Annotated in this window: 24 protein-coding genes; 8 read left to right on the top strand and 16 right to left on the bottom strand. The window is 72.9% G+C overall.

All coding sequences use genetic code 11. The features are described from left to right. Nucleotides 1-111 precede the first annotated feature (111 nt). Complete coding sequence (locus tag ACZ6BG_RS03930) at nt 112-558, bottom strand: DUF6086 family protein (RefSeq protein WP_468996575.1); 447 nt, start codon at nt 556-558, stop codon at nt 112-114. Between the two features lie 152 nt (nt 559-710). On the opposite strand from ACZ6BG_RS03930, the gene ACZ6BG_RS03925 reads away from it, so the two are divergent. The 3 genes from ACZ6BG_RS03925 (at nt 711) to ACZ6BG_RS03915 (ending at nt 3449) form a co-directional block, all read left to right on the top strand. Then, nucleotides 711-2300, top strand: a complete 1590-nt coding sequence (locus tag ACZ6BG_RS03925) for an alpha/beta hydrolase (RefSeq protein ID WP_468997908.1) — start codon at nt 711-713, stop codon at nt 2298-2300. A gap of 221 nt (nt 2301-2521) precedes the next feature. Continuing rightward, on the top strand, nt 2522-2896 hold the full coding sequence (locus ACZ6BG_RS03920; protein WP_468449620.1) for a hypothetical protein: 375 nt from the start codon (nt 2522-2524) through the stop codon (nt 2894-2896). Nucleotides 2897-3083: 187 nt separating this feature from the next. Beyond that, nucleotides 3084-3449, top strand: coding sequence for an ArsR/SmtB family transcription factor (locus ACZ6BG_RS03915; protein ID WP_468997906.1), 366 nt, complete (start codon nt 3084-3086; stop codon nt 3447-3449). Between the two features lie 9 nt (nt 3450-3458). Here ACZ6BG_RS03915 and ACZ6BG_RS03910 read toward each other — a convergent pair whose 3' ends face one another. The 4 genes from ACZ6BG_RS03910 to ACZ6BG_RS03895 form a co-directional block, all read right to left on the bottom strand. Beyond that, entirely contained in the window at nt 3459-4295 is an 837-nt protein-coding gene (locus tag ACZ6BG_RS03910) for a carbohydrate ABC transporter permease (RefSeq protein WP_468996571.1), read from the bottom strand. Nucleotide 4296: 1 nt separating this feature from the next. Continuing rightward, on the bottom strand, nt 4297-5226 hold the full coding sequence (locus ACZ6BG_RS03905) for a carbohydrate ABC transporter permease (protein ID WP_468997904.1): 930 nt from the start codon (nt 5224-5226) through the stop codon (nt 4297-4299). A gap of 11 nt (nt 5227-5237) precedes the next feature. After that, complete coding sequence (locus ACZ6BG_RS03900) at nt 5238-6497, bottom strand: ABC transporter substrate-binding protein (RefSeq protein ID WP_468996569.1); 1260 nt, start codon at nt 6495-6497, stop codon at nt 5238-5240. A gap of 145 nt (nt 6498-6642) precedes the next feature. Next, nucleotides 6643-8496, bottom strand: a complete 1854-nt coding sequence (locus tag ACZ6BG_RS03895; RefSeq protein WP_468996567.1) for an APC family permease — start codon at nt 8494-8496, stop codon at nt 6643-6645. Between the two features lie 230 nt (nt 8497-8726). On the opposite strand from ACZ6BG_RS03895, the gene ACZ6BG_RS03890 reads away from it, so the two are divergent. Continuing rightward, nucleotides 8727-9383: a hypothetical protein gene (locus ACZ6BG_RS03890; protein WP_468996565.1), complete on the top strand. Its 657-nt coding sequence runs from the start codon at nt 8727-8729 to the stop codon at nt 9381-9383. A gap of 11 nt (nt 9384-9394) precedes the next feature. Here the strand turns inward: ACZ6BG_RS03890 and ACZ6BG_RS03885 are convergent, their stop codons facing one another. The 5 genes from ACZ6BG_RS03885 to ACZ6BG_RS03865 form a co-directional block, all read right to left on the bottom strand. Continuing rightward, nucleotides 9395-10348, bottom strand: a complete 954-nt coding sequence (locus ACZ6BG_RS03885) for an oxidoreductase (RefSeq protein WP_468996563.1) — start codon at nt 10346-10348, stop codon at nt 9395-9397. Between the two features lie 79 nt (nt 10349-10427). Then, nucleotides 10428-11204: an SDR family NAD(P)-dependent oxidoreductase gene (locus ACZ6BG_RS03880; RefSeq protein WP_468996561.1), complete on the bottom strand. Its 777-nt coding sequence runs from the start codon at nt 11202-11204 to the stop codon at nt 10428-10430. Between the two features lie 90 nt (nt 11205-11294). Further along, nucleotides 11295-11696, bottom strand: a complete 402-nt coding sequence (gene nirD / locus ACZ6BG_RS03875; protein ID WP_468996560.1) for a nitrite reductase small subunit NirD — start codon at nt 11694-11696, stop codon at nt 11295-11297. Continuing rightward, nucleotides 11693-14272 (bottom strand): nitrite reductase large subunit NirB, encoded by a 2580-nt coding sequence (gene nirB, locus ACZ6BG_RS03870; protein WP_468996559.1) that lies wholly within the window; start codon nt 14270-14272, stop codon nt 11693-11695. Before nirB ends, nirD begins: the two co-directional genes overlap by 4 nt. A 3-nt stretch (nt 14273-14275) precedes the next feature. Continuing rightward, on the bottom strand, nt 14276-15505 hold the full coding sequence (locus ACZ6BG_RS03865; RefSeq protein WP_468996557.1) for an NAD(P)/FAD-dependent oxidoreductase: 1230 nt from the start codon (nt 15503-15505) through the stop codon (nt 14276-14278). A gap of 296 nt (nt 15506-15801) precedes the next feature. On the opposite strand from ACZ6BG_RS03865, the gene ACZ6BG_RS03860 reads away from it, so the two are divergent. Then, entirely contained in the window at nt 15802-16584 is a 783-nt protein-coding gene (locus ACZ6BG_RS03860; protein ID WP_468996555.1) for a sulfite exporter TauE/SafE family protein, read from the top strand. 31 nt (nt 16585-16615) lie between these two features. On the opposite strand, the gene ACZ6BG_RS03855 is transcribed toward ACZ6BG_RS03860, so the two are convergent. The 4 genes from ACZ6BG_RS03855 to soxR form a co-directional block, all read right to left on the bottom strand. Next, complete coding sequence (locus ACZ6BG_RS03855; protein WP_468996553.1) at nt 16616-17257, bottom strand: class F sortase; 642 nt, start codon at nt 17255-17257, stop codon at nt 16616-16618. 175 nt (nt 17258-17432) lie between these two features. Then, on the bottom strand, nt 17433-17984 hold the full coding sequence (locus tag ACZ6BG_RS03850; protein WP_468996551.1) for a hypothetical protein: 552 nt from the start codon (nt 17982-17984) through the stop codon (nt 17433-17435). A 229-nt stretch (nt 17985-18213) separates the two neighbouring features. Then, nucleotides 18214-19059: an aminotransferase class IV gene (locus ACZ6BG_RS03845; protein ID WP_468996550.1), complete on the bottom strand. Its 846-nt coding sequence runs from the start codon at nt 19057-19059 to the stop codon at nt 18214-18216. Between the two features lie 78 nt (nt 19060-19137). Beyond that, nucleotides 19138-19596, bottom strand: coding sequence for a redox-sensitive transcriptional activator SoxR (gene soxR / locus ACZ6BG_RS03840; protein ID WP_468996548.1), 459 nt, complete (start codon nt 19594-19596; stop codon nt 19138-19140). A gap of 63 nt (nt 19597-19659) precedes the next feature. Here soxR and ACZ6BG_RS03835 point away from each other — a divergent pair, with 63 nt between their 5' ends. After that, the gene (locus tag ACZ6BG_RS03835; RefSeq protein ID WP_468996545.1) at nt 19660-20367 is read left to right on the top strand and encodes an NADPH-dependent FMN reductase; all 708 of its coding nucleotides are present in this window, start codon (nt 19660-19662) and stop codon (nt 20365-20367) included. 74 nt (nt 20368-20441) lie between these two features. Here the strand turns inward: ACZ6BG_RS03835 and ACZ6BG_RS03830 are convergent, their stop codons facing one another. After that, the gene (locus ACZ6BG_RS03830; protein WP_468996543.1) at nt 20442-21770 is read right to left on the bottom strand and encodes an ATP-binding protein; all 1329 of its coding nucleotides are present in this window, start codon (nt 21768-21770) and stop codon (nt 20442-20444) included. After that, on the bottom strand, nt 21767-22558 hold the full coding sequence (locus ACZ6BG_RS03825; RefSeq protein ID WP_468996541.1) for a hypothetical protein: 792 nt from the start codon (nt 22556-22558) through the stop codon (nt 21767-21769). The genes ACZ6BG_RS03830 and ACZ6BG_RS03825 overlap by 4 nt, the downstream gene beginning before the upstream one ends. A gap of 236 nt (nt 22559-22794) precedes the next feature. Between ACZ6BG_RS03825 and cutA the strand changes: the two genes are divergently transcribed. Next, nucleotides 22795-23115 carry a divalent-cation tolerance protein CutA gene (gene cutA / locus ACZ6BG_RS03820; protein ID WP_468997902.1) on the top strand — a complete coding sequence of 107 codons (321 nt, stop codon included), beginning with the start codon at nt 22795-22797 and terminating at the stop codon, nt 23113-23115. Next, nucleotides 23112-23567 carry a gamma-glutamylcyclotransferase family protein gene (locus tag ACZ6BG_RS03815; RefSeq protein ID WP_468996539.1) on the top strand — a complete coding sequence of 152 codons (456 nt, stop codon included), beginning with the start codon at nt 23112-23114 and terminating at the stop codon, nt 23565-23567. The genes cutA and ACZ6BG_RS03815 overlap by 4 nt, the downstream gene beginning before the upstream one ends. Nucleotides 23568-23643: the final 76 nt, after the last annotated feature.

Raw genomic sequence — 23643 nt, 5'->3', positions numbered from 1 at the left:
CCGATGCGGCGGCGGTCCCGGTCCACGATGAAGGGGCGCCACCCTGTGCGGGGGTGGCGCCCCTTCGCCTGTGCCCTGGGTGTTCCCCTCAGCGGGCCCGTGCGTACCGGCTCAGCGGGCCATCCACCGGTCCATCTCCCGCGCCCTCGCGTCCAGCGCGTCGACGGCGGCGGGCGGCGCGGTCTGCGGATCGCCGGGGACCTGTACGTCGCGCCGGGCTCCGGCACGCACCTGGCCGGTTCCTGGGTCGAGCATCTCCACCTCGATCCGCGCCCGCCGTGCCAGCGCGACCGCTGTCGCCACGAACCCCTCGGACAGCGCGAGGATCACGGAATGCCCCGTCCGGCCGTGCCAGGCGACCAGGCGGCGCACGAACTCCGCGTAGAGCGACGCGTCGACCTCCAGGGTGTCCGGGTCGCCCTGACTGCTGCCCGGCCCGATTCCCGAGGGCAGCTGAAGCTCCGCTTCGAAGACCTGTGTCTGCCGCAGGAAGAGACGGCCGGCCCCGTTCGAGGGGTTCCACAGGGTCTCTTCGCCCATGTCGAAGTACATGCTCATCGCCGATCCCCCGCTCAGTCACCCCGGCTCAGAGTAAAGGGCGATCCGGTGGAGGTGTACAGGGTTGCTTCTGCGTCCAACTGAGCGGTACCAAAACCGATCAGAAGGAGCGTCACGTGCAACATCCCGCATATCGGCGGCGCCTCGTGCCGGTGCTCGCGCTGGGAGTGGTGGCCGGGCTCGCGCCGGGGCTTGTCGCCGGGTCGGCGTCGGCGGCCCCGGCGGCCCCGGCGACCCCGTCGGACTCGGCGGCCGGGCCGGCCTCCACGGCGGCCAGAGCCGCTGCCGGAGTCGATGCCGAGCGCCTCGCCCCTTACACCCGTCAGAAGCTCACCTGGAAGCGGTGTGCCGCCGATCGGCCCGCCAAGTACCGGTGCGCCACGCTGAAGGTGCCGCTCGACTACCGGAAGCCCGAGGGGAAGCGGATCGACGTCGCGATATCCCGGGTCAAGACCAGTGTGCCGGGCAAGCGGCGCGGGGTGCTGACCTTCAACCCGGGCGGGCCCGGCGGGGCCGGGCTCGATCTGTCGCTGATGTTCGCCAACGGGCTGCCGAAGAACGTGCGCGAGCAGTACGACCTGGTCGGGTTCGACCCGCGCGGGGTCGGTGAGAGCACGCCCGTCGCGTGCGGGCTCACCGACGCCGAGCAGGTCTACCCGCGCCCCACCCGCGACGCCGCCGAGCACGCCGCGAACAACAAGTGGGCGAAGACCGTGGCCGACAAGTGCCGGGCCAAGTACGGGAAGGTGCTGCCCCACATCAGCACCCGCAACACCGCACGCGACATGGACGTCATGCGCGCCGCCCTCGGCGAGAAGAAGCTGAACTACTTCGGCGTCTCCTACGGCACCGCACTCGGCGCCGTCTACATGCAGCTGTTCCCGCAGCGCGCCGACCGCTTCGTCCTGGACAGCGCCGTCGACCCGGGGCGGATGTGGCGCGGCATGTACCAGGTCTGGGCGCCGGAGGTCGAGCGGGCCTTCAAGCGGTGGACCAAGTGGACGGCCGCGCGCGACGCCACGTACCACCTCGGTGACTCCCCGGCGAAGGTCGCGCGGACCTTCCGCAAGCTGGTGGCGCGGGCGGACGTCGACCCCATCGTCATCGACGGCCAGAAGCTCGACGGTGCCGCCGTGCGGGACATCACCCGCGCCGAGTTCTTCACCGTCCGCAGCGGCGCCAAGACGGTGGCGGACCTGAGGAAGGCGGCCGAGGGCCGTCAGGTGCGCGAACTGCCCGGAACGCAGGAGCAGTCGCTCGACAACATGACCTCCAGCCAGCTCGCCGTCGTCTGCTCCGACGCCTCCTGGCCGCGCGACCCCGAGACGTACCGCCGCGACGCGATCCGTGACGCCGCCCGCCACCCGCTGTACGGCGACTTCGCCTCCACGATCACCCCCTGCGCCTACTGGGACCGGGGCGCCGAGCCCGCCACCAAGGTGAACAACGGCGTCAAGTCGCTTGTCGTGCAGAACGAGTGGGACTCGCAGACTCCGCTGGTCACCGGCCAGGCCATGCACCGCGCGCTGAAGGGCTCCCGGATGGTCACCGTCGCCGGCGGCGAGGGTCACGGCGTCGTCTTCGGTGACAGCCGCAACTCCTGCGCGGAGAAAGCCACCATGGGCTACCTGGTCACCGGCAAGCTCCCGGCGAAGGACGTCACCTGCGAGGCGACCCCCGGAGGCCAGCGGCGCGCCGGGACCGCCAAGCCCGCACCCGCGCCCTTCGGGCCCGGGCGCTAGAACGGGGCCCGCGCGCGGGGACGCCCCGCGCGCGGGCTCAGTCCTCGATCGTGCCCCGCGTCGCGCAGGACGCGATCCGGACCGTGCGAAAGCGCATCCAACCGATCCGGATCGGGCAACTGCAGTTGCTTTCGTCCTATGTCACCTCAGGGGGCGGCGCGACTCCTAGAGTCCCCGCGTGGGCCGGAGAACCAGCCCTCATCACCCTCAGAGGAGGACTCGTGACCAGTGTGGAAGTGTCCCTCAAGACCCTGCTGACCGAGGCCGACGGAGCGCTGGGAGCTGCCGTCGTCGACTACACCAGCGGTATGGCGCTCGGCACCCTGGGCGGCGGAAAGGACCTGGACCTGTCCGTCGCAGCAGCCGGCAACACCGACCTGATCCGCGCCAAGATGCGCACCATGGAGACACTGGGCCTCCAGGACAAGATCGAGGACATGCTGGTCACCCTGGGTTCCCAGTACCACCTCATCCGCCCGGTGGCCGGCAAGGCCGGAAACGGCCTGTTCATCTATCTCGTCATCGACAAGGCCCGGTCCAACCTCGCCATGGCGCGCCATCTCCTGAAGCGCACCGAGGAGCAGATGGAGGTGTGACCGCCGGCGCTTTTTCTGCGCCCGCTACTTGAAGAATTCTTCAAGCAGACATCTCTTCATCTGTCGAACTCTCGGCTCGCAACGCCCAGGCCGGGAAGGATGGGACGTCATGCCGGGCGCGGCGGCAGCCGAGGCCGCCGCGCCCCGTCTCCAGGGCCCCATCCGCGTCAGGAAAGCGAGCGATCCCGTGCAGGCGCCCCTCTACCAGGTCAAAGCAGAGTTCTTCCGCATGCTCGGGCACCCTGTCCGCATCCGCGTCCTGGAACTCCTCCAGAGCGGACCGGTATCCGTACGGGACCTGCTCATCGCCATCGACATCGAGCCCTCGAACCTCTCCCAGCAACTCGCCGTGCTGCGCCGGTCCGGCATCGTCGTCTCCACCCGCGAGGGCACCACCGTCACCTACGCGCTGGCCGGCGGCGACGTCGCCGAACTCCTGCGCGCGGCACGCCGCATCCTCACCGAGCTCCTCGCCAGCCAGACCGCCCTCCTGGCCGAACTCCAGGACTCCAACGACCCCGAACGGCCCCCCGCACACTCACCCCAGGCGTGACGGCGCCCGCTACTCGTCGATCCCCGACCTCTCCACCCCCGCCACGATCCACCGCTGGAAGAACAGGAACACCACCAGGAGCGGAACGATCGACACGGCCGCCGCCACGAAGAGTTCGTGCAGGCGGATCACCTGGGACGTGGAGAAGGAGGCCAGGGCCACCTGGACGGTCCACGCGTCCCGGTCCTGGCCGATCACCAGGGGCCACAGGAAGGAGTTCCAGGCGCCGATGAACACGATCGTGCCGACGGCCGCGAAGACCGGGCGGGAGTTGGGGACGACGATGAGCCAGTACGTACGCCAGTAGCCGAGGCCGTCCACCCGGGCCGCGTCCTCCAACTCCTTCGGGAAGCCCAGGAAGTGCTGGCGGAAGACGAAGCAGGCGAACGCGGAGAAGAGGGTGGGGACGATCAGGCCCCGCATGGTCGAGACCCAGCCGAGGGACGAGACCAGGACGAAGCTGGGGACGAAGGTGACCGCGGCGGGGACCATCATCGTGGCCAGGATCGCGTAGAAGACGTGGTCGGCGTGGCGGTAGGGGATACGGGCCAGGCCGTAGCCCGCGAGGGAGGCGAGGAGGAGGGTGCCCGCGGTCGTGAGGACCGCGATCAGGGCCGAGTTGTAGAGGGAGCGGGCCATCGGGACGGTCGAGTCCTCGAAGAGTTCCCGGACGTTCGACCAGCGCAGGGTGGAGGGGAAGAACGTCCAGTCGGGGGAGGTGATGTCCTGCTCGGCGGCGAGGCCGTTGCGCAGCAGGAGGTAGAAGGGGATCAGGAACAGCAGGGCGAGGGCGATGAGCAGGGCGACCCGCAGGGCACGGCCCACCTTGGCCCAGGCGTCGTACACGTCAGTCCTCCTTCCTGCCGAGGCCGAACCAGCGCGCCTGACTGATCGTCACCACGGCGATGATCAGGGCGAGGAGCACGGCGCCCGCGCTGCCGAGGCCGAGGTTCTGGCCCTGTCCGAGGGCCGTGTAGTAGAGGTAGACGAGGGGCGGGCGGGCGTACGGCGGGTAGCCGCGGGCGTCCGAGAGCAGGTTGTAGAACTCGTCGAAGGCCTGGAAGGCGTTGATGACGAGGAGCAGGGTCACCGCCATGGACGTCGTGCGCAGTTGGGGGAGCGTGATGTGGCGCAGGACCTGCCAGCCGGGGCGGGCGCCGTCGACCGCCGCGGCCTCGTAGAGAGTCGGCGAGATGCGTTGCAGGCCCGCCAGGAACAGGATCATGTAGAAGCCCGCCTGGAGCCAGAGCCGTACGGTGACGATGACCAGCCAGTACCACGGCGGGTCCGTCGTGGACAGCCACGCCGTCTGATCGGCGCCGAACCAGCCGAGCACGGTGTTCGCCAGGCCGAACCGCACCCCGTTGAAGATCGACATCTTCCAGATCAGGGCCGCCACGACATAGCTGCACGCCGCCGGGAGGAAGAACACCGAGCGGAGGAACGCCTGCGCGCGCCGCATCCGGTTCACCATCAGCGCGAGGGACAGCGACAGCACGAACGTCGTCGGCACGATGAAGGCCGTGAAGACCACGAACGTCCACAGGCTGTCGGTGAACGCGTCGTTCTCCAGCATCGACGTGTAGTTGTCGAGGCCGACGAACTCCGTGGGCGAGACGGTGTTGTGCGCGTCGAAGAAGCTGAGGTAGACGCTCCAGCCCAGCGGTACGTACGTGAAGGCGATCAGGCCGAGCGCGAAGGGGCCGACGAACACCCAGAACCAGAGGTTGCGGTTCTGCGGTCCCGCGAGGCGCCGCCACAGCCGCTCGCGCCGCACGGAGCCCGCGCTCACGACGACTTCTTCTTCACCCGGTCCAGCTCCGCCGACACCTTCCGTACGACGGACCGCAGTTCGCTCTCCGGGTTCGCGCCGGACTTGATGATCCGGCTGAGCGCGTCCTGGTACGCGACCCGGCTCGCCGGGGTCCAGCGCAGCGGCTCGGCGTACCCGTTCCCGGTGGAGAAGCGCACCGCGTCGGCCGCCGGGCCCTTGGTGAGGACGTCGGCCTTCTTCGCGAGGGACAGGCGGGCGGGGATGTGGAAACCGTAGGAGAGGGCGAAGTCCCTTTGGTGGTCGGTGCGTTCGACCCACAGCCACTTCACGAAGTCCTTGGCCGCCTGCTTGTGCGCGGTGCGGGCGCTGACCGCCGAGCCGTACGCGCCCACCGGCACCGCGGGCTCCGCGCCGGGCGCGGCGGCGGGGAACGCGGCCACGCCGAAGTCGTCGCCGAGCGCCTTCTCGACCGCGGGCAGCGCCCACAGGCCCGACCACTGCATGGCCGTGAGCCCCTGGACGAACGCCGACGGGTCAGACCAGTCGGAGGGCGCGCCGAGCAGCAGCGACTTGTCCTCGTACAGCGCGCGCAGGTGGGCCAGGGCGCGGGCGGCGGCGGGGTCGTCGAAGCCGACCTTGCCGTCGTCGGTGACGAGGCTCAGGCCCGCCGCGTACAGCGGTGTGCCGCCGAGGGCGCCCGCGCCGCCGTCGTTGCCGAGGAACAGGCCCTTGACCTTCTTCGTCGTCAACTCGCGTGCGGTGTCGACGAGTTCGTCGAGGGACTTCGGCGGGGTGCGGCCCGCGTCGGCCAGCAGGCTCTTGCGGTAGTAGAGGAGCTGCATGTCGACGACCTGGGGGACGGCCCAGATCCGGCCGTCGTACGTCTTCGGCGCGAGCACAGCCGCGTTGAAGTCGCCCTTCACGCCGTCGAGCAGGTCGGTGAGGTCGAGGACCTGGCCGCCCTGGATCTGGTCCAGGGTGGGGCCGTTGACCTCGAAGACGTCGGGGCCGGACTTGGTGAGAAGCGCGGCGGCGGTCTGCTCGTCGTAGTTGCCGGGGCGCCACTGCACGGACACGTCGGCCTTGTCGTACGCGTCCGCGTACCGCTTCACGGCCTGCTCGGTACCGGCCTCCCCGTACTGGTGGTACCACTGGGACAGCTTCGGCCCCTTGCCGTCCGAGCCGCCGCCGTCGCGGCCGGTGTTGGAGCCGCACGCGGTGAGCAGCCCGAGTGCGGCGCCGGACGCGAGCACTGTCCTGCGGTCGATGGTCATGCCGTCTCCCCCTGAAGCCTGGATCGTCGGGTACATGCCGGGCCCAACGATCAACCATGCAGGGGGATTACGACAGGCGTATTGCGGCCGCGTGTTCTCGTGTGGGCGCGCTCCGTCGTTCGTGGCTTGACGTGCCCCGAAGCCGCTACTTCCGCCCGGCGAGCCGGAACCGCAACCGGCAGATCACCGCGTCCGTGTCCCGCCGCACCGCGTGCGCGAGGACCGCGCCGCGCTGGTTCTGGAGGAGGCGCTGCCAGAGGTGCGCGGGCTCCACCTCGGGGATCAGCACGGTGACCCGGGTCCCCGGGTGGTACTGGTACACCTTCCGCACGTACTCGGCGACCGGCCGCCCGACCGTCCGAGCCGTGGAGGGCAGCTCGACCAGGTCCACCCCGGGCCCCCACAGCTCCCAGTCCCGGCGAAGGGACCGCGCGGCGGCCCGGTCCTCGACGTCGTCGTACGTGACCGTCACGGCCCGCACCTCGTCGCCGAGGGACACCGCCGCGTTCAGGGCCTCGCAGGTCAGCCGGGACAGGCCGGACACGGGGACGATCACCAGGGAGTGGTCGCGGTGCGGCGGCTCGGGGACGCGGCCGAGGCCGAGGTCCGCGCCGATGCGGCCGTACGCCCGGTGGACGATCTCGAAGACGGCGACGATCGCGGGCAGCGCGAGCACGATCAGCCAGGCGCCCTCGGTGAACTTCGTGGCCGTCACGACGACGGCGGACACGCCGGTGAGGACCGCGCCGAAGCCGTTGAGCAGCGCCTTCGCGGGCTTGCCCGCCTTGCGCCAGTGGATGACCATGCCGGTCTGGCAGAGCGTGAAGCCGACGAAGACACCGATCGCGAACAGCGGTACGAGGGTGTTGGTGTCGCCGCCGGAGAACACGAGCAGCCCCGCGCCCGCGACGGCGAGCGCGATGACGCCGTGCCGGTGGACCTGCCGGTCGGCCTTGAGGGCGAAGACGTGCGGCAGGTAGTTGTCCCGGGCCAGCAGGCTCATCAGGACGGGCAGGCCGCCGAAGGACGTGTTGGCGGACAGGGCGAGGAGGATCATCGTCGCGAACTGCACGACGTAGAAGGCCCAGTTGTGGCCGAGGGACGCGTCCGTGAGCTGGGCGAGGACGGTGACGCCCTCGACCGGCTGCAGGCCGAAGCGGGAGATGAGGACGGACAGGCCGATCAGCATCACGCCGAGCAGCGCGCCGAGCGCCACCTCCGCGTGCTGGGCGCGCTTGACGCGCGGGGCGCGGAACGACGGCACGGCGTTGGCGATGGCCTCCACGCCGGTGAGCGCGGAACAGCCCGAGGCGAAAGCTTTCAGCAGAAGCAGGGCGCCGACCGTCGTGGCGTTGTCCGACAGCACCGAGGCATGGCCCTGGGCGGCCTCGGTGGAGACCGGGCCGTCCCGGAACAGGCCGACGGCGACCATCGTGAGGATCGCGCCGACGAACACCGCGGTCGGGGCGATGAACACGCGCGCCGAGTCCACGATGCCGCGCAGGTTGACGGCCGTGATGACGACGAGGACGCCGAGGCACAGGGCGACGCGGTCGCCGTACAGCTCGGGGAAGGCGGAGGTGAGGGCCGCGACGCCCGCCGTCACGGCGACGGCGACGTTCAGGACGTAGTCGAGGACGAGGGACGCGGCGGCGACCAGGCCGGAGCGGCGGCCCAGGTGCGTCTTCGCGGCGGCGTAGCTGCCGCCGCCGTCGGGGAACGCGGCGATGACCTGGCGGTAGGAGGCGACGAGCACGGCGAGCAGCGCGGCGATGGCGAGGGTCACCGGCAGCGTGAAGCCGAGCCCGTACCCGCCGGCCGTGGCCAGGACGAGCACGATCGCCTCCGGCCCGTACGCGACCGAGGCCATGGCGTCCAGGGACAGCGCGGCCAGGCCCTGGAGGGCCGTCAGGCGGTGACGGTCGCCCGGGTCCGCCGCGCCGGTATCGGGAGGTTCCGCGATGGCCGGGGCGCCGGGGCGCTCGGAAACGGTCGTCATGGTGGTGCCTTTCGTGCAGGTCAGCCGGTGTGGTCGAGTCGGCGGCCATCCCAGCGTCGGCGCGTGCCGGCCGGTCGCCGCACTCCTTGGCGCGTCCTTGACGGGGCCGGTACTCCTCTTGACGACTTGTTAAGGGGGGTCGTCAGTGATGCGTCAAGGAGTGCCATGGGCGTGTATGCACCACGTCAACGGCGCGGACGGCGCGGGGGCGCCGTCCTACGGTGCCGCACATGGGACATGACTGGACGACTCGGGGCACGCGCCACCGGGTCACGGCGCGCGGCCGTGCGCGCGACCTCGTCCGCGGCTTCGCCCGGGACCACGTGCCGTACCCGCGCACGTCGCCGGAGGACAGCGGCGGCGCACTGCCCGCGCCCCTGGGGCAGGACGCGGTGGTGGAGGACCGGCGCTGGGCGTCCGACCTGCGGGCCGCCGTCTTCTGCTCGCTCGCCCTGTTCGCCCTGATCATGCTGGTCGACTGCGCGGCCGGCACGCTGAGCGCCGTGCGTGCCGGGTTGTGGGCGGGGCTCGGTGCTCTCCTGTACGTGATCCTGCATCCGGCGCGGGTCAGCGCGGGGCCCGGCTGGCTCGCGGTGCGGGGGCCGCTGCACCGCCGGCACGTGTGCACCGGGCTGCTCACCAGCGCCCGGGTCAGCGAGACCGTTGCCGCGCGGCTGGTCCTGTGCGACTCGCTCGGCAATCGCGTGGAGTTCGACCCGAAGATCCTCGCGGAGAATCCGCTGTTGCTGCACCGCCTGGACGCGGGCGCCCGGGCCTCGCGGGAGGCGGGACTGCTGCGGACCGGGTCGGTGGAGCTTTCGCGGCTGTTGGCCCGGCTGGACGGCCGGGAGGCGAAGGCGGTGTTCGCGGCTTCGGGCCTCCGGTAGCGCGCTCGTACTCAGCCCTTCAGCGCCGTGTACGTCACCCCCGTCAGCACCTCCGACGCCGCCCAGAGTCGTTCGCCCGCCACGTCGTTGCGGGTCCAGCCGGCTCGTGGGGACGGGGCGGGGGCGCCGCGCCAGGAGAGGAAGCGGGGGCCCGTGAAGGAGTCCGGTCGCACTCCCGGCGCGGTGGCCGCGTACAGCGTGGGCAGGGCGCCGGTCTCCGCGGACTGGCCCACGAGGCGGTTGCCCACCGCCATGAACACCTCCGTGCCCCGGCGGCCCGCCATCCGGGGCCCGGCCGCCTGGAGGTTCGTCGCGGCGTAGCCGGGGTGTGCCGCCGCCGCGACCACGTCGGCGTCCGACTCGGCAAGGCGCCGTGCCAGCTCGTGGACGAACAGCAGGTTGGCCGACTTGGACCGGGCGTAGGCGGGCCAACGGCGGTAGCGCAGCTCGCTGTTGAGGTCGCCGATGTCGATGTTGGCGAACAGGTGCGCCATGCTGGAGACCGTGACGACGCGGGCGCCGGGCGTGGCGAGCAACCGCGGCAGGAGCAGCCCGGTGAGCGCGAAGTGCCCGAGGTGGTTCACACCGAACTGCGTCTCGAACCCGTCCGCGGTGCGCCGGTACGGCAACGCCATCACACCCGCGTTGTTGACGAGCAGATCAAGCCGCCCGCCGAACCCCCGCTCGACCCCCTCGGCGAACTCCCGCACCGAGCCCAGGTCCCCGAGATCGAGCCGCCGGAACTCGACGTCGGCGTCCGGCACCTCGGCGGCCAGCCGCCGCACGGCATCCCCACCGCGCTCGGCGCTGCGACAGCCGAGCACCACCCGAGCACCCCGCCGGGCCAGCTCACGCGCCGTGACGAAACCGATCCCGCTGTTGGCCCCGGTGACCACGGCGACGCGCCCCTGTTGACCGGGAATGTCACGCGCGGCCCAACTCCTCGTACGCCCACTGCCCGTCATGCGGCTGAGCGTACGCCTGTGTGTGCGGAGGGTCAGGGGGGTGACTGTGCGGGGGTGGTGAGGGAGTCAGGGGGGCCGGTCAGGCCGACGCGCCCCCGTCCACCACCAGGTCCGTGCCCACCACCGACGCCGCGTCGTCCGACGCCAAGTAGAGGACGGCCGCGGCGATCTCCGTGGTGTCCGAGACGCGGCCGAGGGGGGACTCGGCCCGCATGCGGGTGGTGCGGGCGGTGGTGGTCTCACCGGGGCGCAGGGACATCGTGGTGGCCGACGGGCCGGGGCTGACCGCGTTGACGCGGACGCCGTCCTGGATGTGGTCGAGGGCCGCGGCGCGGGTGAGGGCGGAGACGGCGGCCTTCGCGGCCACGTAGCCGGCGATGCCCGGGCGGCGCTTGTGGGCGCCCAGGTTGGAGGCGATGTTCACGATCGCGCCGCCGCCGTCCTGCGTGCGCATCTGCCGCACCTCGGCCCGCAGGGCGAGGAAGACGCCGGTGACGTTGGTGTCGAGCAGGGTGTGCCAGTCCTCCTCGGCGAGGTCGGCGACCGGGGCGCCGCCGCGGAAGACGCCCGCGTTGTTCACGGCCACGTCGAGGGAGCCGAAGCGGTCGACGGCGGCGCGCACCGCGGCCTCGACGTCGGCGGCGCGCGTCACGTCGGCGGTGTGCGCGAGGGCCGTGCCGCCCGTCTCCTCGATGAGCGTCACGGTCTCCTTCAGCGGGGCCTCGGAGCGGCCCGTGACGACGACGTTCGCGCCCTCGGCGGCCAGGGCGAGCGCGATGGCGCGGCCGAGGCCGGAGCCGCCGCCGGTGACGAGGGCGGTGCGGCCGGTGAAGCGGGTGCGGGCGGCGGCGGGCATGGGGACTCCTCGATGTACTCGATGCGGGAGCGCGCTCGGTCCACGGAGGAGAGCGTTCGGTCCGGCAGTATTGGACTGAGTAATCCAATACTAGGCGGAGACCCGCGTCTCGTACACCCCGACCCCCGCCTCGTCATCGTCCAGGCAGCGCCCCGTCCCCAGGTCGAAGCGCTGTTTCAGGAGCGGCGACGCCACGAACGGACGGCCGTCCGCCGAGCCGACCAGGCCCCGTGAGAGCACGGCCGCGCCGGTGAACGGGTCGCGGTTGTCGATGGCGTACAGGCGTCCGGCCCGGTCCAGGAACAGTGCGGCCTGCCGCCGCCCGTCGGGGAGCAGTACGGCCACGCCCCGGCCCGCGGTGAGCCGGGCCGCGGCGCACACGGTCAACCAGGCGCCGTCGACGTGCAGTTGGATGCTGGCGTCGGCAGTGGTGACGCGTGCGGCGGGGGTCGTCTCGGTCATCGCCGCCGTCATCGGCGTCATCGTCGTCATCGCGCGGAGCTTCCTTCCAGGGGCCGCAGCGTCAGCAGCGGCAGGTCGGGCTTGATCTGGTCGCGCTCGGGGACGAACGCCACCAGCGGGTCCGGAGCCTCGGGCGCGTTCACGAACGACACGAAGCGGGCCAGGCGGTCCGGGTCGGCCAGCGTCTGCGCCCACTCGTCGCGGTAGTGCGTGACGTGGTCCGCCATCAGGGCCTCCAGTTCGGCGCAGATGCCGAGCGAGTCGTCCACCACCACGTCCCGTACGTGGTCCAGGCCGCCTTCGATCCGCTCCAGCCACGCCGAGGTGCGCTCCAGGCGGTCGGCGGTGCGGATGTAGAACATCAGGAACCGGTCGACGAGCCGCACCAGTTCGGCGTCGTCCAGGTCCTGGGCGAGCAGGTCCGCGTGGCGCGGGGTGGCGCCGCCGTTGCCGCCGACGTACAGGTTCCAGCCGCTCGCCGTGGCGATCACGCCGAAGTCCTTGGAGCGGGCCTCCGCGCACTCGCGGGCGCAGCCCGACACCGCCGACTTCAGCTTGTGCGGCGCGCGCAGGCCCCGGTAGCGCAGCTCCAGGTCGATCGCCATGCGCACCGAGTCCTGCACGCCGTAGCGGCACCAGGTCTGCCCGACGCACGACTTCACCGTGCGCAGCGCCTTGCCGTACGCGTGCCCCGACTCGAAGCCCGCGTCGACCAGGCGCGCCCAGATCACCGGCAGCTGCTCGACCCGCGCGCCGAACAGGTCGATGCGCTGACCCCCGGTGATCTTCGTGTAGAGGCCGAACTCCCGCGCCACCTCACCGATCACGATGAGCTTGTCCGGGGTGATCTCGCCACCCGGGATGCGTGGCACCACCGAATAGGAGCCGTTCTTCTGGAGGTTGGCGAGGAAGTGGTCGTTGGTGTCCTGGAGGGCGGCCTGCTCGCCGTCGAGGACGTAGCCGTCGGCGCCGATCGCGGGTGCGAGCGAGGCGATGACGGAGGCGACGGCGGGCTTGCAGGTCTCGCAGCCCTCGCCGCCGCGCGCCGACTCCCGTCCGTGCCGGTCGAGCAGGTCCCGGAAGGAGGTGACGCGCAGGGTGCGGACGATCTCGTACAGCTCCTGGCGGGTCTGCCCGAAGCAGCCGCACAGGCCCTGGTCGCCGGACTGCGGAAGGAGCTGGCCGATGAGCTTGACGCAACTCCCGCAGCCCGTACCGGCCTTGGTGCACTTCTTCACCTCGGGCAGCGTGGCGCACGCCCGCACGGCGGCCTTCGTGACGTTGTGGCAGTTGCACACCACGGCGTCGTCCGGCAGCGCCTCCGGGCCGAGGGCCGGGGCGGCGCCCGCGCCCGCGGGCAGCACCAACTGCTCGGCGGGCACCGGCGGCACCGACCCGGTCAGCGCCCGCAGCGTCCCGTACGACTCGGTGTCGCCGACCAGGACGCCGCCGAGGAGCGTGCCGTCCGCGCCGACGACGAGCTTCTTGTACGTGCCCGCGCGCGAGTCGGCGTACGCGACGTCGAGGCAGCCCTCCGCCGTGCCGTGCGCGTCGCCGAACGACGCCACGTCCACGCCGAGCAGCTTCAGCTTGGTGGACATGTCGGCGCCGGTGAACGAGGCGTCCGCGGCGTCGGACGCGAGGGCGGCGGCGGCCGTCTGCGCCATCTCGTAGCCGGGCGCTACCAGGCCGTACACCCTGCCGTCCACGGCCTGCGCGCACTCGCCGATGGCGTACACGTGCGGGTCGCTCGTACGGCACCGCTCGTCGACGGTGACACCGCCGCGCTCACCGACCGCGAGGCCGCAGTCACGGGCCAACTGGTCGCGGGGGCGCACGCCCGCCGAGAACACCACCAGGTCGACGTCCAGTTCGGAGCCGTCCGACAGGCGCATCGCGCGCACCGCGCCCGCCTCGTCCGTCACGATCTCCTGCGTGCCCGTGCCGGTGTGCACGGCGAGCCCCCGCCCCGTCAGCGTGCGCAGCAGCGCCGCGCCACCACCGTCGTCGACCTGGGCGGGCATCAGGCGCGGGGCGAACTCCACGATGTGCGTGGCGAGTCCGAGCCCCTGCAGGGCGCCCGCCGCCTCCAGGCCCAGCAGCCCGCCGCCGACCACCGCGCCCGTCGTGGCGCCCGCCTTCGCGTACGCCTCGATGGCGAGGACGTCCTCGATGGTGCGGTAGACGAAGCAGCCGTCCGCGTCCCTGCCCGGCACCGGCGGCACGAACGGCACCGATCCGGTGGCGAGGACGAGGGTGTCGTAGTCGAAGACGCGCCCCGAGCGCGCGGTGACGGTCCGCGCCGCGCGGTCGACGTGCTCGGCCGGGTCGCCTAGGAGCAGCTCGATGCCGTGCCGCTCCATGAACCCGCCCTCGGTGACGGAGAGTTCGTCCGGTGTGGCGCCCGAGAAGTACGAGGTGAGCTGGACGCGGTCGTAGGCCGGGCGCGGCTCCTCGCACAGGACGACGACGTGGTGCGTCTCTGTCAGGCCGCGCTCGGCGAGGGCTTCGAGGAAGCGCTGGCCGACCATGCCGTGCCCGACCAGGACAAGGTTCTTCTTCGGTGCCGGATGCGGTGCCGGATACGGGGTCGAGGTCGCGTCCATGGGTCAGTGGCCTCCGTCGTGAGTGAGCAGATGCAGCAGCGGGCTGCCGTCATCGGGTAGGGCCTCGTCGGCCTCCCAGGCCCGGGCGAGCGCGCCCACGGCCGTCAGCTCGCCGAGGAGCACGCCCCCGACGAGTCGGTCGCCGCGCACGACGACCTTGCGGTACGTGCCCCGGGTGGCGTCCGTCAGGCGCACCACGTCGTCGTCCGGGCGGGTCTCCGGGTCGCCGAACGCCGCGATGTCCAGGGGGTGTTCGCGGTGCGGCAGGGTCAGGCGGGTCAGGGAGCGGGTGCCGGTGTACGGGCGGGCCGACTCCGGGGCGGTCAGGGCGGCGGCGAGGGCGTCGGCCTGGTCGAGGGCGGGCGCCGCCAGGCAGGGGGCTGCGCCCGCGTGCTCGGCGCAGTCGCCGATGGCGTACACGTGCGGGTCGCCGGTACGCAGCCCGTCGTCGACGACGATGCCGCGCCGCACGTCCAGGCCCGCCGCCGCGGCCAGGCCGGTGCGGGGACGGACCCCGCAGGCGAGGACCGTCAGATCGGTGCCGAGGACATAGCCGTCGGCCAGCTCCACCGACCGTACGGCGCCGTCCACCTGCCGTACGCCCCGCACCCGGCACTCGGTGTGCACCTCCACGCCGAGGCCGGTGAGATGGCGGCGCACCAGCTCCGACGCGTCCGGGTCGAGCTGCCGCTCCATCAGCCGGTCGCCCTGCTGGGCCAGGACCACCCGCACCCCCCGGTCCGCGAGGGCCCGCGCCGCGCACACCCCGAGCAGCCCGCCCCCGACGACGACCGCCCGCGCGCCCGGCCGGGCCGAGTCCGACAGCGCCAGACAGTCCGCCATCGTCCGGAACGCGTGCACCCCGCCCGGCAGTTCGCGGGCGCCCGGCGCGAACAGGCCGCGCAGCGGCGGCAGCACCGGGTTCGCGCCGGTGGCGAGCACCAGACTCTCGTACGCCACCCGGGAGCCGTCCTCGCACAGCACCACCCGCTCCGCCCGGTCGATCCGCACCGCCCGCGCCCGCAGATACCGCTCCGGGGCGGGCTCCGGCAGCGCGATCACCTCCGGTCCGTACCGGCCCGCGAGCACCTCGGTGAGCAGCACCCGGTTGTACGGCGGGTACGGCTCCTCGCCGATCAGCAGCGCGTCGCCGCCGAGCCTGGCGGCGAGCCGGGCTCCGGCGAGCCCGGCGCCCAGGACGACGATGCGTGGCTGCGGGGCGCTGGTGGTCATGGCTTGCAGCCTGCTGGGCGGGGGTTTCCCGGCGGGGGCCGGGGCGTTTCGGTGGGGGAACGGTGGGCTCAGCGAGCCGGCTGGCCGCTTGTGAGGACGGGTCTGGCCTCGGGCCCCGGGGTGGGATTGCTTCCTTGGGCCGGTGGGCCGGTGGGCCGGTGGGTGGGCTTCGCCGCGCGGCGGCGGAGACGGTTGCAGCTCCCGCTCGCACCGTCCGGAGCGGCAAGCTCTGAAGTCCCTCAAGTCCCCCAGATTTTCGTGGACGTACCACCTACCCCCTCCATAGGGTCGCGATCATGCCCGACATACCGACGACCGCCGTCGTCGTCCTGTGCCTCGCCGCGTTCGCGGCCGGGTGGATCGACGCCGTGGTGGGCGGCGGTGGACTCCTGCTGCTGCCCGCGCTGCTGCTCGGGCTGCCGGGGTCCACCCCGGCGGCGACCGCGCTCGGCACGAACAAGGCGGTGGCCATCGTGGGGACCACGGGCGCCGCCGTGACGTACGTCCGCAAGGCGCCCATCGACGTCGGCACCGCCGTGAGGATCGGCCTGGCCGCACTCGCCGGCTCCATGGGCGGAGCCTTCTTCGCCGCCGGGATGAGCACCGAGGTGCTCAAGCCCGTGATCATGGCCGTCCTCGTCGGCGTCGGCGCCTTCGTCATCTTCCGCCCCGACTTCGGCACGGCCCCCGCGACCGGCCCACTGCCGCCGCGCCGCGTCCTCGCCGCCATCGGCCTCGCGGGCGTCGGCATCGGCTTCTACGACGGCCTCATCGGCCCCGGCACCGGCACCTTCCTCGTCCTCGCCCTGACCGCCGTGCTCCGGTTCGACCTGGTCACCGCCTCCGCCAACGCGAAGATCGTCAACTGCTGCACCAACGCGGGCGCCCTCGCCATGTTCGCCTGGCAGGGCGCCGTCCTCTGGCAGCTCGCCGCCGTCCTCGCCGTCTTCAACCTCGCTGGCGGCACCCTCGGCGCCCGCACCGCCCTGAAGAAGGGCAGCGGGTTCGTGCGGATCGTGCTCCTGACGACCGTCGTGGGTCTGGTGGCCAAGATGGCGTACGAGCAGTGGGTGGCGTAGGACGCACGGCGGCGGCCGCGGGCCAGGGACCTCAGCGCGTGCCCGTCAGGTGTGCGAAGACCACCACGTTCCCCTGGTAGCCCGTCTTCTTCGAGTACGCCCCGCCACACGTGATCACCCGCAGCTCCGGCCGCGCCGTCGCCCCGTACACCTTCTCGTCCGGGAAGCCCTTCGCGTCGTACACCTCCACCGCGTACACCGTGAACAGCGCCACCCCGCCGTCCCGCCGCTCCACCTCGATGACCCGGCCCTTCGCCAGGCCGCCCAGGCGGTAGAAGACCGCCGGGCCCTCCGCGTTGTCGACGTGCCCCGCCACCACCGCCGTGCCGCGCTCGCCCGGCGTGGTGCCCGCCTCGTACCAGCCCGCGAGGTTCCTGTGCCGGGACGGCGGTACGTCGAGGCTGCCCTGGCGGGTCAGGCCGAGGCCCATGAGGGGGGCGTCCACGTCGATCGCCGGGATCCGGATCCGGTCGGGCGGTGACGGGGGGAGCGGGGCCACGGCCGGTCCCGCCCGGGTGGTGCCCGGCGCCGCCGCCTGGGCGGCGGACGGCTGCGGGGGCGGATGCCCGACGGTGCCCTCGCGCACCAGCCAGGCGCCGCCGCACAGCGCGAGCGCGATGGCCACCGCCATGACCCAGGTGCCGAACCTGCCTCGCCGCTGTGTCCGCCGCATGGCTCGCCCCCTCGGGAAGGGTGGGAAGAAGGGTGGGCAGGTGTGGGGGTGCGTTCACGTGCGTCGTCCGTTCACGTGCATGGTGCGTTCCCGCCTCCCCCTGCCGGTCACGAGGGACGTGCGCCCGGCGGGGGGAGGGGGAACGGCGGTACCCGCGGACCGCGGAGGGGGCCCGTCAGATCCTGTCGCCTCTCGCCCGGCGATGCAGGAGCCAGGTACCGCCCGCGGCGGCGAGGGCGAGTACCGCCACGCCCGCCGCGGTCTTCACGGGGTCGGGGCCGAGCGCGCCACCGACCCCCGTCTTCACGTGCCCCTTCGGATGCGCCGGCACCGGCACCGGCTGCTCCGCGCGGGCGGACGCCGTGGACGTGAGCGTCACCGACAGGTCGCCGGCCACCTCGCGGCCGCCGGAGCCGGCGCAGCGCGCCACGATCTCGTACGTGCCGGGCTGCGCCGACGGCGGCACCTTGAACCGCCCGGACGCCACCTCGGCCCGCGCCCCCGGGGCCAGCGCGAAGGTGCCCGCGCCGACCGCGCTCGCGTCGCCCGTCGCGGTGCCGTCCGCGCCGCACGCCGTGGTGTTCACCGTGACGGTGGTGCCGGGCGTGACGGTGGCCGGTGACACCTGGAGCCCGCCCGCGGGCCCGGCGGACGCGGGGGCGGCGCACAGGCCGGCCGAGGTGACGGCGAGTGCGGCGGCGGTCGTCAGCTGGCGGGCTGTGCGCATGGGGCTTGCTCCTGTCGAGGCCTTCGTGCGGGACGCACCTCCGAGGTAAGTGGCACTCGGCCGCGTACGCCTGCTGAAGCCCCATCAGAAACCCTGCGCGGACCCGGCCCCTGACGCCTCGACGGGAACGTTCCAGCAGGTCACCACGCGTGTCGCGGAAAGGATCCGAAGCCCTGGCGCGGCGCCTGTGAATGGGTGACCCGGGGTCGGGCCGACAGCTGAGCCCGGCTCAGATCACGTCCCAGGGCGCGGCCTCGTACACCTCGGCGACGGTCGCCATCAGCTTCTCGTCCACGGGCAGGTCCAGGTCGTCGACGCGGCGCACCGGGCTGATGCCCCAGGAGTTCGTGACGAGGGCCGCCCGGTACGAGGGCAGGTCCCGCAGCCGTACCGGACCCAGGCGCGTGGGCAGGCCCGCGTCCGCGAGCCGCGCGAGCAGGAGCCGCATGGTGATCCCCGCCAGGTGCGGGGCGTCCGGCCACACGAGGTCGCGCCCGTCGAAGAAGGCCACATTGGTGATGGCGCCCTCGCTGATCAGGCCGTCGGGGCCGGTGAGCAGCGCCTCGTCGTAGCCCGCGCGGCGCGCCTCCCGGCCGTGGTAGGCCTGCCCGAAGCCGCCGAGGTGCTTGATGTGCGCGACCGGCCGTACGTAAGGCACGGACATCAGGGCCTGCGCCCGCTCGGCCATCACGGCGGCCAGCTCGGCGGCCGGCCGCACGGTGACCATCAGGGAGGGGGTGCCGCCGGGGGCGTGCACGTACACGCGCACGGAGGCGTCGGCGATGACGCCGGTCGCGCTGTCGGCGCCGCCGTCCCCGGCGAGCACGTGCCGGATCAGCTCACGGACCCGCTCCCCGTCCAGCTCCTGGTCGAAGAGTTCCCGCGTCCCGGCGTCCAGGCGCTCCAGGTGCGGCCCGAGGCCGCGCACCTTGCCGTCCCTGACCTGCATGGCGGTGAAGTGCCCGAAGCTGTCGAGGGCGCGGGCCCGGAGCGTGTCGACGGTGGCGGGGACGCCGTCGATCTCCAGTCGGGTGACGTCGGAGGCGGCGGAGGTGAGGGGTGCTGGTGTGGTCATGAGCCCACCGTACGTTCGGAGTTCACCGTCCGGGGGGGGGCTCGGCCTGCTCAGTCCTCTCGGGGGCGCCCGGCCCGCTCAGTCCTCGAGCAGGCGGCGCGGGCCCGGACCGTGCGCGGCCAGTTCGTCCCACGGGTTCGACAGGGCGCAGCGGTCCAGGGAGAGGCAGCCGCAGCCGATGCAGTCGCTCAGATTGTCGCGAAGCCGCTCCAGGGTGCGGATGCGCTCGTCCAGGTCCGCGCGCCAGCATTCGGAGATACGGGCCCAGTCCTCGCGGGTGGGCGTCCGGTCCTCCGGGAGCAGTTTCAGTACGTCGCGGATGGTGGCCAGGGGGATGCCGAGCCGCTGCGAGGTGCGGATGAAGGCGACGCGGCGCAGCGTGTCCCGGCTGTAGCGGCGCTGGTTGCCGGCGGTGCGACGGCTGGAGATGAGCCCTTCGCGCTCGTAGAAACGCAAGGCGGAGGGCGCGACTCCGCTGCGTTCGGCGAGTTCGCCGACGGTGGCTTCCTTGGCGTTCGGTGCGAGATGCGTCGTCATGCCGCCAGATTAATCGCGGTCGCGGCTTGACTTGAACCAAGGTTTAACTAAGAAGCTCTCCGCATGAACACCACTACGGCCCAGTCCGCTTCGCAGCCCGTTCCCCCGTCTCCTTCTTCGTCCTCTTCCTCTTCCTCGCCCGTCGCCTCGTCTGTTTCCCCGTCCGCCGACACCGCTTTCGCGTCCTCGACCGGTACGCCGGTGAAGGTCGCCGTGATCGTCGGCAGCAACCGCGAGGGCCGCTTCGGCCCGGTCGTCGCCGAGTGGCTGCTCGCCCGGGTGCGCGGCCACGAGGGATTCGAGGCGGACCTCGTCGACCTGGCCGAGGTCGACCTGCCCACGTCCCTCTCCTACCGCCCCTCCGCCGAGGTGCTCGCCGAACTCGCCAAGGTGACACCGAAGTTGGCGGAGGCCGACGCGTTCGTCGTCCTCACGCCCGAGTACAACCACTCCTACCCCGCGTCGCTGAAGAACGTCATCGACTGGCACCGCGAGGAATGGCAGGCCAAGCCCGTCGCCCTGGTCTCCTACGGCGGCATCTCCGGCGGCCTGCGCGCCGTCGAGCACCTGCGCCAGGTCTTCGCCGAGCTGCACATGGTCACAGTCCGCGACACCGTCTCCTTCCACAACGCGGGCGCTCTGTTCGACGACGAGGGCGCGCACCGGGACCCGTCGGTCGCGGAGGCCGCGGCGAAGGGGATGCTGGACCAGCTGCACTGGTGGGCCTGGGCGCTGCGGTCGGCCAAGGAGGTTCGTTCGTACGGGAGTTGAGCGGCCCGGAGTTGAGCGGCCCGGAGTTGAGCGGCCCGGAGTTGAGGGGTGCTGAGTTGAGCGGCCCGGAGCGTCTACGCCTCCGGCAGCCGCACCACGGCCACCGCGCCCCCGTCGTCCGCGTTGCCCAGCTCCACCCGCGCGCCGATGACGGCGGCCTGGCCGAGGGCGATGGTCAGGCCGAGCCCGGTGCCCTGGCCGCGCTCGCGGGCGCCCGTCTGGAACCGCTGCGGGCCCTCGCGCAGCAGGTGCGGCGGGAAGCCGGGGCCGTGGTCGCGCACCGTCACCGCGGCTCCCTCGACGCGCAGGTCGACGGGGCCACGGCCGTGCCGGTGGGCGTTGCCGACGAGGTTGGTCAGGATCCGCTCCAGACGGCGCGCGTCGGTGCGTACGAGCCGCTCGTCGACGGTGCTCAGCCGCACCCCGCGCCCCCTGAACTGCTCGGCGCGGCCCGCCCGTTGGACCATGCCCTGAACGAGGGTGCCGAGCGGGTGCACGTCCAGCTCGGGCCGCTCCACGTCGGCGTCGAGCCGGGCGACCTCGAGCAGGTCCTCGGTGAGCGTGCGCAGCGCGCCGACGCGGTCGCGCACCAGCTCGGTGGGGCGGCTCGGCGGCAGGAGTTCGGCCGCGGTGTGCAGCCCGGTCAGCGGCGTACGCAGTTCGTGGGCGACGTCCGCGGTGAACCGCTGCTCGGCCTCCAGGCGCCGCTGCAGCGTCGCGGCCATGGTGTCGACGGCGGTGGCGAGGTCGGCGACCTCGTTCCTGCCGTGCCGGAAGCCCGGCGGCAGCGGATGCCCGATGCGGGCGTCCAGCTCGCCCTGGCTGATGCGGCGCGCGGTCGCCGCCGCGGTGCGCAGGTCACGGCTGAGCCTGCTGGCGAGCCCGGCGCCACCGAGCGCGGCCAGGGCCACCACGACGGCCCCGGACGCGATCAGCTGCTGGTCGAACTCGGCCATCTCGTCGGCCTGTTCGCGCAGTGGAAGCCGTACGGAGAGGACGTGGTCGCCGACCGGTCGCGCCGCCCACACCGACGGCTCGTCCGCGTCCATGTCCAGATACGTACTGCGCTGCCCGTCGAGCGCGGCGGCCCGCAGCGACTCCGGCAGCCCGCGCGCGTCGATCGCCGCGTCCGTGTCGTCCCGCGGGACCTGTCCGGTCAGCTCGTACACCTGACGTACGCGCACGAGCTGCGCCGTGGCCGCCGACCGCGCGCCCTCGCACACCTGGTCCAGTCGCGCGTTGTGGATGAGCAGCCCGATGGCGACGGCGACGACCGCGCACCCTCCCGCGAGCAGCGCGGCGATCTTCCACCGCAGGCCGAGGGCGTGCCAGCGGGGGCCGAGGGCGGCGAGGGCGCGCAGGGGTGCGCGCACGCGGCGGGCGCGGGGGAAGCGGAGCCTCATGGGCGGGCTCCGGGGGAGCGGGGGGTCCGGTCCCCAGGCGCGGCGGGCGAGCCCTCACCACCTCCGTGGTCCCCGCCACCCCCGTGCCCCCCACCGTCTTGGTCACCCCTGCCGTAACTCTTGACGTCACTGACGGTGGACATCCGGGTGCCGTCCCAGTGGAAGCGCACAGCCTGCTCACCGCCCTCCGCGCAGGGGCTGCGTACCAGCAGATCGCTGCCGAGCGTCTCGACGGCGAGGCTCCGCCCCGCGGTGAACAGGATCGGATAGACCTTGCCGCGCTTCTCGTAGTAGACGACGAGGACGCTCCGCCCGCTCTCCACGTCGACGGCGACCAGCATCTCGGGCCTGCCGTCCCCGGTGAGGTCGGTGAGCACCGGGGGCCGGATGCCCGGCCGCCCCGGCTTCTTCACGATCGGCCGGTCGGCGAGGGTCCGAAGGCGGGTGTCCGCGCGCAGCAACTCCCGCACGTCGGCCTTGGCGAGCCCGCCGGGCCCGAGCGGGTCGAGCCCGTCCAGCGGCTCGGGCGGCGGCTGCTGTGCCGTCGGGTCCTCGCCGGGCGCCGACGGCGACGAACCCGACCAGGCGGGCCACAGCGGCTCGGGGCGCGGCTGCACGGACACCGGCGGCGCGGGTTCGCTGTCGCCGATGCCGCTGCCGGCGCCGCACGCGGACAGCACGGCGACGGCCAGGGCGGCCAGGGGCACGCCCGGCAGGATGCGGAAGCGCGGATTCATGTGAGGGCCGGGGGAGTGGGGGGAGACGGGGTGGCGGCGGTGATCGGCCACCGCTGTCGACGGTACGAAGGACGCATCACGAAAACCGGGAGGTTGTGTAACAACAGCACCCAATATTCCTGAACGTCGGATATCGGGACCTTAGGCCTGGCCGGTAGCCTCCCCGTACTTGAGGCCCGAGGAGAGGAAGCACCCCCGTGACGGACCCGACCACCCCCGCACTTCCCGCCACTCGCACCGGCCCCGCTGCCCCCGCCCCCTCCGCTGCCTCCACCACCCCCGCCGTCCTGACCGTCCTGACGACGACCGACACCCCGGACAAGGCGGACGCGCTGGCGCGCGGTGCCGTGGAGGCGCGGGTCGCGGCCTGCGCGCAGATCAGCGGCCCGGTGACGTCGGTGTACCGCTGGGAGGGTGCGGTCGAGACGGCCCGGGAGTGGCAGGTGCTCCTGAAGACGACCGAGTCCCGCTACCCCGCCTTGGAGTCCTGGCTCCTGGCGGCCCACGACTACGACACCCCGGAGATCATCGCGACCCCCGTTGCGCGGGGCAGCGCGGCGTACCTGACGTGGGTGGCGGAGGAGACGTCTGCGGGAGACCCGGCATGACCTCCGCCTCCGACGGCGACACCGACCACCTGCCGTTCTTCGTCTACGGCACCCTCCGCCCCGGCGAACGCAACCACACCCCCCACCTGGGCGGCCGCGTCACGTCCCACACCCCCGCCCACCTCCCCGACACGGCCCTGTACGACGGCCCCGGCTACCCCTACGCCGTCGAGGCCCCCGGCGCGGGCCCCGTCCACGGCGACCTGATCACCCCGACCCCCACGGCGTACGAGACGGTCCGCGCGGCCCTGGACCGCCTGGAGGACTACGCCCCGGGCGACCCCCACAACCTCTACGAGCGCGTGGCGCGCGAGGTGCGGTGCGCGGACGGAGTGTGGAGGAGGGCGTGGGTGTATGTGGCGGGGGAGAGGCTGGCGGCGGGTCTGCGGGCGAGCGGGTCACTCCTGCCGGAGGGCAACTGGCCTCCGGACGCCGACCCGTCCGGCACTTGAGGCCGAGGGGGAGGGCTCTCGGCCCGTCCGGCGTTTGAGGACGAGGCGCGGAGCGCCGTTTCGGGGGTGGGCTGTC

This window comes from Streptomyces sp. NPDC041205 (assembly GCF_055591765.1).
This window is presented reverse-complemented; position numbering and strand designations above follow the sequence as displayed.